The organism is Thauera sp. 2A1 (assembly GCF_009469595.2).
Lineage (GTDB): Bacteria > Pseudomonadota > Gammaproteobacteria > Burkholderiales > Rhodocyclaceae > Thauera.
In genome coordinates this window covers 1-12,000 of the sequence record NZ_SSXV01000014.1, presented here as the reverse complement: position 1 = coordinate 12,000, position 12,000 = coordinate 1, and the positions used below count along the sequence as shown (strand labels likewise).

The 12,000-nt window shown below is 68.8% G+C and carries 11 protein-coding genes; 2 read left to right on the top strand and 9 right to left on the bottom strand.

Features of this window, described 5'->3' with window-relative positions; all coding sequences use genetic code 11:
- The first annotated feature begins 49 nt into the window (after positions 1-49).
- Together GH664_RS13490 and GH664_RS13485 are read left to right on the top strand one after the other, a co-directional pair.
- A complete protein-coding gene (locus GH664_RS13490) occupies positions 50-490 on the top strand; it encodes a hypothetical protein (protein WP_153168605.1) in 441 nt (146 codons plus the stop codon).
- Between the two features lie 93 nt (positions 491-583).
- Positions 584-895, top strand: a complete 312-nt coding sequence (locus tag GH664_RS13485; protein ID WP_153168604.1) for a hypothetical protein — start codon at positions 584-586, stop codon at positions 893-895.
- Between the two features lie 108 nt (positions 896-1,003).
- Here GH664_RS13485 and GH664_RS13480 read toward each other — a convergent pair whose 3' ends face one another.
- From GH664_RS13480 to GH664_RS13440, 9 genes are all read right to left on the bottom strand, one after another.
- Positions 1,004-1,399 (bottom strand): cytochrome c family protein, encoded by a 396-nt coding sequence (locus GH664_RS13480; RefSeq protein WP_228111509.1) that lies wholly within the window; start codon positions 1,397-1,399, stop codon positions 1,004-1,006.
- Positions 1,400-1,413: 14 nt separating this feature from the next.
- Complete coding sequence (locus GH664_RS13475) at positions 1,414-2,796, bottom strand: cytochrome C (RefSeq protein WP_228111508.1); 1,383 nt, start codon at positions 2,794-2,796, stop codon at positions 1,414-1,416.
- Positions 2,796-3,452, bottom strand: a complete 657-nt coding sequence (locus GH664_RS13470) for a cytochrome b (RefSeq protein WP_153168603.1) — start codon at positions 3,450-3,452, stop codon at positions 2,796-2,798. Before GH664_RS13470 ends, GH664_RS13475 begins: the two co-directional genes overlap by 1 nt.
- A gap of 71 nt (positions 3,453-3,523) precedes the next feature.
- Positions 3,524-4,930, bottom strand: a complete 1,407-nt coding sequence (locus GH664_RS13465; protein ID WP_153168602.1) for a sensor histidine kinase — start codon at positions 4,928-4,930, stop codon at positions 3,524-3,526.
- Positions 4,914-5,594 carry a response regulator gene (locus tag GH664_RS13460; protein WP_153168601.1) on the bottom strand — a complete coding sequence of 227 codons (681 nt, stop codon included), beginning with the start codon at positions 5,592-5,594 and terminating at the stop codon, positions 4,914-4,916. Before GH664_RS13460 ends, GH664_RS13465 begins: the two co-directional genes overlap by 17 nt.
- A gap of 29 nt (positions 5,595-5,623) precedes the next feature.
- Positions 5,624-6,736: an NADH:flavin oxidoreductase/NADH oxidase gene (locus GH664_RS13455; RefSeq protein ID WP_153168685.1), complete on the bottom strand. Its 1,113-nt coding sequence runs from the start codon at positions 6,734-6,736 to the stop codon at positions 5,624-5,626.
- Positions 6,737-6,812: 76 nt separating this feature from the next.
- Positions 6,813-8,033 (bottom strand): DNA recombination protein RmuC, encoded by a 1,221-nt coding sequence (locus GH664_RS13450; RefSeq protein WP_153168600.1) that lies wholly within the window; start codon positions 8,031-8,033, stop codon positions 6,813-6,815.
- A gap of 13 nt (positions 8,034-8,046) precedes the next feature.
- Positions 8,047-10,542, bottom strand: a complete 2,496-nt coding sequence (locus GH664_RS13445) for an ABC transporter permease (RefSeq protein WP_153168599.1) — start codon at positions 10,540-10,542, stop codon at positions 8,047-8,049.
- A gap of 37 nt (positions 10,543-10,579) precedes the next feature.
- A complete protein-coding gene (locus tag GH664_RS13440; RefSeq protein WP_153168598.1) occupies positions 10,580-11,752 on the bottom strand; it encodes a M20 aminoacylase family protein in 1,173 nt (390 codons plus the stop codon).
- Positions 11,753-12,000: the final 248 nt, after the last annotated feature.

Here is a 12,000-nt window from a genome sequence, read left to right as displayed (position 1 = left end):
TTCGGCACCAAAGCCGCCGCGGCCGCGGCGGCGCATCATGGAGACAGGCATGAGAGGCAGACACCGCATTCCGCCCAGAACGATCAAGCGCTTCCTGCAACTGGCAGCCGCCACCTTCGCCATCGGTCTCGGTGCCACGCCGGCCCGCGCCGATGGCGAGAACTGGCAGGCATCGACCAGCGGCCGCGAGGACGACATGCGTGCAGATGACACTGCGGACGACATGCCGCGCGGCTACCAGCACCGCTTCGCCCTTCCCGCAACGGCCGCTGCCAGACTTCACGAGCGCCGCGCGCTGGCGGACGTCCGCGTGCTCGATGCGACCGGGCGCAAGGCGCTGCAGCTCGCCCTCCACGGCGAAAGCATGGTAGGCCCGCTCCCTTACGGCAGCTACACGGTACTTCTACGCACGAATGGGCTCACCGAGGTGCAACGCATCCGCATCGGCCCGGATACACTGCCGTATCTGCACTTCAGCGAAACGGCCTAGAGTCGTGGCGATTCTGATCCACCAACGTCCACCACGTCGGCACCTACCGAGCACCCGGGCTGCGAGGTGGACAATTTCACGAAGGAGCACACCATGTCACGCCTGATCACTGCACTCCTGACCGGCCTGTTCGTCAGCAACCTCGCTTTTGCCCAGGCGACGCCAGCCACCCCCGCTACGCCGGCAACGCCTGCCGCCGACTCGACCTGCGAGGCGCGCGCCGTCGACAAGAATGGCAAGCCGCTGGCCGGCGCGGCACGCTCCTCGTTCATGAAGAAATGCCAGGGCGATGCCGGCGCAGGCTGCGCCACGCGCGCCGTCGACAAGAACGGCAAGCCGCTGGCCGGGGCGGCCCGCAGCTCGTTCATAAAGAAGTGCCAGGCTGAGTCCCAGCCGGCCCGCTGAGGGCACGGGCGGCGGGCCGCGTGCCCGCACGATCGCGGCGAGGGCCGCTCCCACGCTGGCGCACCGGCCTGCCGTGGGAGCGGCCCTGGCCGCGATGAAGGACCCTTCTTACTTCAGGCTGCCAAGATAGGCGATCAGGTCCTCGCGATCATGGGCGTCGGCCAGGCCGTCATATTTCATCTTGCCGCCAGGCACTGCCTTGCGCGGATTGGCGACGTAGGCGTCCAGCGCAGCGGGAGCCCAAACGATTCCGGACTGCTTCATCGCATCCGAATAGACGAAATCGGCGACGCTGGCCGCCTTGCGCCCGGCGACGGCCGACAGCGAGGGGCCTTTCTTGTTCTTGCCCTCGCGCACGCTGTGGCACTCGGCGCACTCCTGCGCAAAGACCTCCTCGCCATGGCGAAGGTCGGCCGCGTGCGTCACCGAAGCCCCGCACGCCAGCGGCATCAGCGACACCGCCATGAAGAGGCGTAGGGTGGAAGAAGGGATACGTCGAAACATCAAGCCGGGTCCTCTCAGAACGAAGTCCATGCGAACATGAACAAGGTGTTGTTGTCTTTCGCGTCGCGGCCGCTGCCGTCGTAGTTGCGTCGCGCGCCGTTGAACTTGTCGAACATCGTGTATTGCAGGCCGAGGCGCAGGTTGGCCCATGGCGCACCCCACGAATCCTCCTTGCCCCAAGGCGTCCAGTCGGCCTGCAGCACGGTGCCGGAAGTGTCGGGCGAATCATTGGCATAGCCATCGCCGTACAGGGTCGCGTCGCGGTTGCCGCGGGTGGCGAAGCGCCCGGCGGTCAGGCCCCAGGTCTGCTTGTAGTAATAGGACGCGTTGATGCGGAACTCGTTGAGCGAGCCCTTGCGATTGTCGGCCTCGCCAACGGCAAACAGATCGTTGCGCGTCTGGCGTTCGCGGATGAAGCTGGTGTAGACGGTACCGACATGCTCGCGCGTGCCGAGGAACTGATACGAGGCATCGACGCCAAGGTCGCGATAGCGGTTCGTCGGCCCGCCAGACAGGCGGTCGGGCTGGATGTCCGTGTTGAAGCCGAACAGTCCGGCGGAGAAATTCTGCCGCTTCCAGTCCTGCAGCCAGGCCAGCCGCCAGTACGCCGTGCCGCCACCCAGCCGGCCCATGTCCTCGCCGCGTCCCTGCCCCGTGCGGCTCTGCACCGAGGGCGAGAGCGCGCGGTAGGTTCCCAGTTCCGCATACAGCGAATTGTCGATGAAGGCGTAGGCGGATGCGCCGAGCACGCGGTGCTCCAGGCCACCGTTGAACATCGTCGCCGCGTTGCCCCCGGTGAAGCCCACGGCCGAGCCGATATACGGGAAGCCCCAGGTCGGCAAGGTGTTGAAGGGATCCTGCACGCCCGGGTTGTTGTTCACCGACAGGCCCAGCACCGCCTCCCTGCCCGCCAGCTCCAGCGTGTGCGCGAGGCGGACGTCGGCATGGTCGAGCGAGCTGCGCTGTTCCACTCCGTCGTAGGTCGCCTGCACGAAGGCACCGAGCTTGTCCGACAGCCGTCCGGCGAGAAACACCGAGGCCTCGTCCAGCGTCAGGTTGTTGTTGCGGTGCGTATGGTCCGCAGGCGGCTCGGCCTGATCCATTTCGGTGCGGGTGAAGGCCGCGACGAGCATGCCCGACAGCGGCACCTTGCCATCCTTGCCGTCGGTGTCGGTGTAGCCGCCGATCTTGAACTTCATGCCATAAGGCGTCAGTTGCGGACCATAGGCACCGACGTGGCAGGCAGCGCAGTCCTGTCCGGTCTGCCGTGCGAAGCTGGGCACCGCATGAGCCGATGGCATGCCACCGGCGAGCGCGACTGAGGCGCCCAGCAGCAGCACGCTGCGACGACGCACGCGGCGCGGGACCGCGCCGCGGGAGGGGGATCGTGTTTTCATCACCAAGCCTCGGTTGATTCGTGAGAGAGGGAAGTCGGGGCAGAGAGCATGTCCGGAGTTCCTGGGCGTGCGGACGCACGCCCGGGAAGCATCGCCAGCAGCACCGCATCGCGGCGGACGAAGTGGTGCCACAGCGCGGCAGCCACATGCAGGCCCACCACGGCGAGCAGGGACCAGGCGGCCCATTCGTGCACATCGGCGAGGGTGTCGCCAAGATCGACGTCGCGTGCGATCAACGCCGGCAGCGTGCCGACACCGAACAGCGACACAGCCTGGCCGCGCGCGCTGGTGAGCGCCCACCCCAGCATGGGCACGGCGAGCAGCAGGCCGTAGAGCGAGAGATGCACAAGTCCGATCAGTGCCCGGTGCGCGAAGGCCGCGGCAGCGCTTTCCGCAAGCGGGTGGTGGCGCACGCGAAAGGCGATGCGCGCAAGGGTCAGGGCGATGACGAGCGCACCGAAGGCCCGGTGCCCGTCCAGCAGCCAGGCGCGCAGCGCCTTGCCCCCGGCCTGCTCATGCGCCAGGATCAGCGCGATGACGGCAACGCCCACGAGCGCGGTCGCCCAGTGCAGCGCGATGATCGCAGCCGGCCTGCGCAAGATCGGCAGCGGCGCTGACTCGGGGCCGGGAAGGTCTTTGTTCGAGGAGAGAGCCACGGTTCATGTCCGGTCATCAGTAATGGCCCCGAGACTAACGCGGGCTTTCCTTCAGAAACCTGACAATGCCCTCAGCCGGCAGCTCGCTCCGCGGGCGAGAAGCGGATCCGGATCCGCGTGCCGACTCCGGCCTGGCCCGCTGACAACTCCACCACCGCATGATGGCGCTCGGCGATCTCGCGCACGATCGCGAGGCCCAGGCCGCTGCCCTCCGCCTCGCCCCCGCCCAGGCGCTGGAAGCGCTCGAACACGCGCGCGCGATCGCCAGGCGGGATTCCCGGACCATCGTCCTCGACTTCGAGCCATGGATGCCCATCGACCTCTTCACCACAGCGCAGCGTGACGTGGCCACCGCTGGGCGTGTATTTGATCGCATTGTCGAGCAGGTTGGCGACGAGTTCGCGCAGCATCCAGTCGGACCCCAGCACCTGCGCGCGGGCCGGCTCGAAGGCGAGCTCGATGCCGCGTGCGACGGCCATGTCGGCGAAGTCAGATGCGCGCTCCTCGATCAGCGACGACAGCTCCAGCGCCCGCTGAGCGCCGTCCGCCGACGCCGCCTCGCGCGAGGAGCGCGCAAGCGCCAGCATCTGGTTGGTGAGCCGCGCCAGTCGCTGCGCCGAATTGCGCAGACGATCGACGCGGATCTGCGCCTCATCGGGTAGGGCCGCACCGAGAAGCTCGAGCTGCATCAACATGCCGGCCAAGGGCGTGCGCAATTGGTGGGCGGCATTGGACAAGAAAGCCTGTTGCGCGCGCCCGGCCGCATCGAGGTTGGCAAGCAGACGGTTGAGTGCCGCGACAAGCGATCGCGCCTCGGCCGGCACACCGGCGTCGGGAATCGGGCTGAGGTCGTCCGGCGGGCGAGCATCGATGCGCTCCCCCAGTGCATCGAGCGGCCTCAGCGCGAAACGGACCACGATGAAGACCAGCGCCAGCGTCGAGGCAATCAACAGCAGATTGGGCCAGATGATCGCCGACAGGATGCCCTGCGCCGAGCGCTCGCGCTTCAGGGTCGTCTCGGCCACCATCACGGTGGCGTGAAGCATCGGACTCGAGTAGGCGTAGCAGGCCAGGCGCAGCGACTGGCGGCCGATGCGCCCGTCGATGAAGCTCGGCTTGTGCATGGCCGCGGGGCAAGGCAGGGCTGCCAGTGCCGCGTCGCCAGCAACAAGCCGCCCTGAGCCGTCGACCACCGCATAAAGGACGACGTCTTCGGGGTCCGACCGCAGCACCGCCTCGGCTGCGGGCGGCAGGTCGATCTCGATGTTCTCGTCGTCCGCGTCGCGCTCGAGGCGCGACGCCAGCGCGATCGCAGTGCCAGCGAGCGCCTTGTCATAGGCCTCGTTGGCAAGCCCCACGGCCGTGCGGTAATCCGCCACCACGCTGACGGCCAGCAGCACGAGCAGCGACACCGCCAGCGAGACGAGCAGGCGACCGTGCAGTGAGGCGGGAAACAGCCGGTCAATCCGGCGCGGCATCCTCTTCCTCGATGCGGTAGCCGATGCCGCGCAGCGTGCGGACGGCGATCCGGCTCTCGGCCAGCTTCACCCGCAGGCGCGACACATAGATCTCGATGGCGTTGGAGGTGATCTCCTTGTCCCACTGGCTGAGGCTGTCGGCGAGCTTCTTCTTGGTCACCAGCTTGGGGGCAGCGAGCATCAGTTGTTCCAGCACACCCCATTCGCGTCCGGTCAGCTCCAGCGGCGCACCATCCAGGGTGGCACTGCGGTTGCCGAGGTCGAGCGCGAGCGGCCCGAGGCTGAGGTGCGCCCCGGCGCTCGCACGGCTGCGCCGGATCAACGCCCGCATGCGTGCCAGCAGTTCCGGCATCTCGAAAGGCTTCACCAGGTAGTCGTCAGCACCCTGGTCTAGCCCCACCACCCTGTCTTCGAGGCTGTCACGCGCGGTCAGCACCAGCACCGGCACCTCGATCCCGCGCCGGCGCACGCGGCGGATCAGCTCGAAGCCATCGATGCCGGGCAGGCCGATGTCGACGATCGCGAGGTCGTAGGTGACGTGCTGCAATGCGTGTTCGGCGGGCTCTGCCGCCGGCAGGGCGTCGACGGCGAAATGCCCCTTCTCCAGCGCCTCGCAGAGGCCGGAACGCAACGCCTCGTCGTCTTCCACCAGCAGGATGCGCATTGTCGCGACCGTAGATGCTCGCGCCGCGCTCAGCGCTGCGCGATCCGCACATCGCCGAACAGCGACTTGTACGCGCGCGGCTGCGAGCGCCAGTACTGCCGCGGCGCCTTGACCTGCGCACCGAGTTCGCCGGCCGCACGCCACGGCCAGTGCGGCTCGAACAGGATGGCGCGCGCAATCCCCACCAGGTCCGCCTGTCCCGAGGCGATGATGGTCTCGGCCTGCTCGGGCTCGGTGATCAGGCCGACGGCGATCACCGGCATGTTCACCTGCCCGCGCAGGCGCGCCGCCAGATGAACCTGGTAGCCCGGTCCGATCGGGATCTGCTGCTGCGGCGACACGCCGCCGCTCGACACGTGCAGGAAGTCGCAGCCTCGCGCCTCCAGCGCATGCGCGAAGATAGCGGACTGCCCGGGGTCCCAGCCGCCCTCCACCCAGTCGGTGGCGGACACGCGCACGCCGACCGGCCGGCCGGCAGGGAAGACCGCGCGCACGGCCTCGAACACTTCCAGTGGAAAGCGCATGCGGTTCTCGAGGGAGCCGCCATATTCGTCGCCGCGCTGGTTGGCCAGCGGAGACAGGAACTGATGCAGCAGATAGCCGTGGGCGGCATGCAGCTCGACGGCGTCGATGCCGATGCGTCCGGCGCGGCGCGCGGCGTCAACGAACGCGTCGCGGATGCGCGCCAGCCCCGCCGCATCGAGCGCCAGCGGCGGCGCCTCGCCGGAGGCATGCGCAATCGCGGACGGTGCCACCGGCAACCAGCCGCCCGCCTCGGGCGCGATCAGCGCGCCGCCGTCCCACGGCGCGGCGCTCGAAGCCTTGCGCCCGGCATGGCCGAGCTGGATGGCGATCGGCATGTCGGAATGCCTGCGCACGGCAGCGATGACACGTCCCAGCGCGGCCTCGCAGCCGTCCGAATACAGGCCGAGATCGCCCGGCGAGATGCGCCCCTCTTCGCTGACCGCGGTGGCCTCGATGATCAGCAGGCCGGCGCCGGACAAAGCGAGCTGCCCAAGGTGGAACATATGCCAGTCGCCGGCCTCTCCGTTCGTCGCCGAATACTGGCACATCGGTGCGATGACGATGCGGTTGGCGAGCGCGAGCCCGCCGAGCGAAACCGGGGAAAACAATCTGCTCATCATGAAACTCCTGTTGTCTGTCGACGAACCACCCGATTACCGGGACACATCGGCCGAACGGAGGACGGTCCGGCGCTCACGCCGCGCCGTCGGGCGAATCGAGGCGGCCCGTCACACTCTCCTCGCCACTCGCGCCCTGCAGTTCGTCCAGCCTGGCAGATTCGATCTTCTGGAAGTGGGCGCTGATCTTGCGGCTGGAAGTCTGCACGTCCTGCACGTCCTTGCTTGCCTGTTCGATGTGGCGCGCCAGCGCGTTCATGCGCTCGTCGAAACGGTGGAAATCCTTCGCCAGTTTGCCCAGCGCGTCCTTGATGACGTGGATCTGCTTGCGCGTCTCGACGTCCTTCAGCACCGCGCGCGCGGTGTTGAGCACCGCCATCAGCGTGGTCGGCGACACGATCCACACCCGCCTCTGCTGCGCGTAGGCCACCACTTCGGGATGATAGGCGTGAACTTCGGCGAACACCGCCTCCGCCGGCAGGAACATCACCGCGCCGTCGGAGGTCACGCCGGGCAGGATGTATTTTGTGGCGATCGCCTCCACATGGCGCCGCACGTCGGCGCGAAAGGCCTGCTGCGCCGCGCGCCGCTCCAGCTCGCCGAGAGAGGCGTCGAACATGCGGTGGTAGTTCTCCAGCGGAAACTTGGCATCCACCGCCACCTGCCCGGTGGGCGGCGGCAGCGTCAGCAGGCAGTCGACGCGCGTGCCGTTGGGCAGCGCCGCCTGGAAGGCGTAGGCGTCGGGCGGCAGCGCGTTCTGCACCAGCGCCTCGAGCTGCACTTCGCCGAAGGCGCCGCGCGCGCGCTTGTCGCCCAGCAGTTCCTGCAGGCTGACGACGTTGGTGGTGAGGCCGTCGATCTTCTTCTGTGCCTCGTCGATCGTCGCCAGCCGCGCCATCACGCTGGCGAAGGTCTCGTTGGTCTTGCGGAAACCTTCGTCCAGGCGCTGGTTCACATGGCCAGCGAGACTCTCGAGCCGGCCATCGACGCTGTGCGTCAGCGTCTGGATGCTGCGCGACAACTGCACCGAGGCGGCAGCCAGCCCGCGCTGCAGCAGCTCGCGGTCGGCACGCGCATGTTCGCCGATGCGATCGGTCTGGCGACCGAGGCCTTCGTGGAGGTCACGCAGCAGCTCCCGATGCTGCGCCGCCATGCTCAGCGCGAGCTGGTCGCCGAGCTGGTCGCCCAGGCGATCGGCGATCTCGGTGCGCAGGCGGGACAAGCGCAAGGACATCCATGCGAGCAGCAGCAGGACCGCGCCGAGCAGCGCGGCCAGAAGGATTTCGGTATGCGTCATCGGAAAGAGGAAGTCAGGCCAGCGCCCTCAGGCTCGCCAGCGGCGGCCGCGACAGCAGCCCGCGCGTGCCGAGCCAGCCGCCCAGCACCACGCCGCCCGCGCCGAGCAGCGTCGCCGCCAGCACCGGCAGCAGCGCGGGCGCGTAGCTCATCTTGAAGACGTAGTGCGCCAGCGCCCAGCCGATCGCGCTGGCGCCGATGCCGGCGAGCAGCCCGGCGACCCCGCCCAGCACCAGGAATTCGGCCAGCAGTGCCTGGCGCACCTGGCGGTTGCGCGCGCCCAGCGTGCGCAGCATGGCGAGCTCGTATTCGCGCTCGTCGTGGGTCGCCTGCAGCGCGGCATACAGCACCACCAGCCCGGCCAGCACGGCAAAGCCGAACACGAACTGCACGATCACGATCAGGCGGTCGGTCATGGACTGAACCTGCGCCAGCACCGCGGTGATGTCGATCACCGACAGGTTGGGATAGGCATGCACCAGCCGCGCGACGAAGTCGTGGCTCGAGGGCGGCAGATGGAAGCTGGTGATGAGGCTGGCCGGGGCACCGTCCAGCAGGCCTTCGGAAGCGATGAAGAAGAAATTCACCCGCATCGAATCCCAGTCGAGCGCACGCACGCTGGTGATCGGCGCCTCGACCGAATGCCCGGCGACGTCGAAGCTGACGACATCGCCGACCTTCAGGCCGAACGTCTCCGCCAACCCCTTTTCCACCGAGAACTGCGGCGTGCGCTCCTCGCCATGCCAGCGTCCGGCGATCACGCTGTTGCCGTCGGGCAGCGCCGGCGTGTGCGACAGGTTGAACTCGCGCTCGGCCAGGCGGCGCGTGCGCTGGTCCTCATAGGCATCGGGATCGACCTTGGCGCCGTTGATCGCCGTCATGCGGCCGCGGATCATCGGCTGGATGCCGGGAACCGGCATCCCGGCGTCGGCGAAGATGCGCTGCACGCCCTCGCGCTGGTCGGGCTGGATGTTGATGACGAAGCGGTTGGGTGCATCCGGCGGCGCCATGCGGCGCCAGTTGTCGAGCAGATCCGCACGCACCAGGGTCAGCAGCAGCAACGCCGTCATTCCCAGTCCCAGCGCCGTCGCCTGGATCACGCTGCCGCCCACGCGCCGGCCCAGCGCGGCCACGCCGTAGCGCCAGCCACCGCCGCGCAGGCTGCCCTGCCCTTTCAACCGCGCCGCCAGCCGCAGCACCCACCACGCCACCAGCGCAAACAGGCCCAGCGCCAGCGCAAAGCCAGCGGCCACCATCAGACCGAGACGCAGGTCGGCCGCGATCCAGAAGATCAGCGCCAGCAGGGCCGCCAGACCAAAAACCCAGGCTGCGCCGGAGACAGGTTCGGCTCCCGCGAATTCGCGCCGCAGCACGCGCAAGGTCGGCACCTTGCCCAGACGCAGCACCTGCGGCAACACGAAGCCGGCCAGCAGCACCATGCCCACCAGCACGCCGTGGGCCAGCGGCAGCATCGACGGCGCGGGCAATTCAGTAGCAAGGATCTCGCGCAGGCCGCCGGCGAGACCCCACTGCACCGCCCAGCCGAGCGCCGAGCCGAGCAGCGCCGCAAGCAGGCCGAAGATCAGGAATTCGCCCACGAAGATGCCCAGCACCTGTGCCTGCCGTGCGCCGAGGCAGCGCAGCACCGCGCAGCCGTCGAGATGGCGCTGCATGAAGCGGCGCGCCGACAGTCCCACCGCCACCGCCGCGAGGATCACCGCCAGCAAGGCCGCCAGCCGCAGGAAGCGCTGCGCCTGATCGAGCGAGGTACGCACCTCGGGGCGGGCGTTCTCGATCGTCTCCACCGACTGCCCGCGTCCCAGCCGCGCGCGCGCCCACTGTTCGAACGCGGCCACTGCCTCGGCCGAACCCGCCAGGTGCAGGTGCCAGGTGGCACGGCTGCCTTCCACCAGCAGGCCGGTGGCGGGCAGGTCCGACAGGTTGAAGATGGCGCGCGGCAGCAGGCTGAAGAAGTTCGCCCCGCGGTCGGACTCGAAGCTCACCATGCCGCCGACGCGGAACTCGACGTCGCCGAAGCCGACACGGTCGCCGGTCTTGACGCCCAGATCGGCGAACAGTCGCTCATCCAGCCACACCTCGCCGGGCGTCGGCACGCCGGCCGCCACCGCATCCGGCTGGTTCGGCCCCGGCGCGATGCGCACTGCGCCGCGCAGCGGATAGCCTGCCTCCACCGCCTTGACCCCGGTCAGCACCGCGGCGTTCTCCGTGCTCGCCATGCTGGTGAACAGCACCGTCGTCGCCACCTGCAGCCCACGTTGGCGCGCCTCGTCGGCGAACGCCGGCGGCCACGGCCGGTCGGCGCGCAGCAGCAGGTCGCCGCCGAGGAGCTGGTTCGCCTCGCGGTCCAGCGCGCGACCGACACGGTCGGCGAGGAAACCAACGCTGGCGAGGCTCGCGACCGCGATGACGATCGCCAGGCCGAGCAGATGCAGCTCGCCCGCGCGCAGGTCGCGCAGCATCATGCGCAAGGCCAGCTTGAGGGTCTTCATGTTCTGGAACTGCCGGACCGGTCGCTCACCACACCCATCAGCCGGCACGCGGCAGCAGGCGGCGCACCAGTTCCGTCCAGTAGGCCACGCCGCTCGGGATCACGTCGTCGTTGAAGTCGTAGTTGGGGTTGTGCAGCATGCAGCCGCCCTCGCCCGGGCCGTTGCCGATCCACACGTAGGCGCCCGGCTTGTGCTGCAGGAAGAAGGCGAAGTCCTCCGCCCCCATGCTGGGCCGTGCGGTCGTATTCACACGGTCGCCACCGACCAGCGCGCGCGCTACCTCGGCGCAGATTCCGGCTTCCGCCACGGTGTTGATCGTCGGAGGATAGCCGCGGCGGTATTCGAACTCGATGCTCACGCCGTAGGCGTCGGCAACGCCTGCGCACATGCGTCGCAGCGCCGCCTCGATGCGGTCCTGCACCGCCGCCGAGAAGGTGCGCACCGTGCCGCACAGCTCGGCGCGGTCGGGGATCACGTTGTAGGCCTCGCCGGCGTGGAACTGGGTGATCGACACCACCGCGGCATCGATGGGATCGAGCGTGCGCGACACGATGGTCTGCGCCGCCTGCACCAGCGCCGCGGCGGCCGGCATCGGATCGACACCCAGGTGGGGCATCGCCGCGTGCGCGCCGACGCCCATCACGCGAATGTCGAAGCGGTCGGCGCTGGCCATCACGGGGCCTGCGTGCACGGCAAAGCTGCCCGCCTCCATGCCCGGCCAGTTGTGCATGCCGAAGACCGACTCCATCGGGAAGCGGTCGAACAGGCCGTCGGCGATCATCTCGCGCGCCCCGCCCTCGCCTTCTTCGGCAGGCTGGAAGATCAGATACACCACGCCATCGAAATCGCGCCGCGCCGCCAGCACCTCGGCGGCGCCGAGCAGCATGGTGGTGTGCCCGTCGTGGCCGCAGGCGTGCATGCAGCCCTGGATGGTGGATCGATGCTCGAAGTCGTTGCGCTCGGTAATCGGCAGCGCGTCCATGTCGGCGCGCAGGCCGACCGCGCGCAAGCCGCGTCCACCGCGCACCACGCCGACCACGCCGGTGCCGCCAATGCCGCGGTGGGTCTCGATGCCAAGAGACTCAAGATGCCGGGCAACCAGCTCGGCCGTGCGGTGCTCCTCGAAGGCAAGTTCGGGGTGGGCGTGGATGTCTCGCCGGATGGCGGTGAGCTTGGCGTGATGGGGCCGGATGCTTTCGATGACGCTCATGGCTGCACCAGTCGGGTTCTGTTCGGGGGTGGTCGAGTTTATTACAAACGCCCGCGCCGCGACCTTCGCGCCGCCTCACCGTGTAGGAGCGGGCTTGACCGCGACCGAGGGCGCCCCGGGGTCGCGGTCAAGCCCGCTTATATGGACGCCTCCCGGTTTGGCAAGTGAAGTTTGCATTTGACGCTTGAGGATCTGGCTGCAGTCTTATATCCGGCCTGTTGTGCAGACCCGATGTCTGCTGGCCCTGA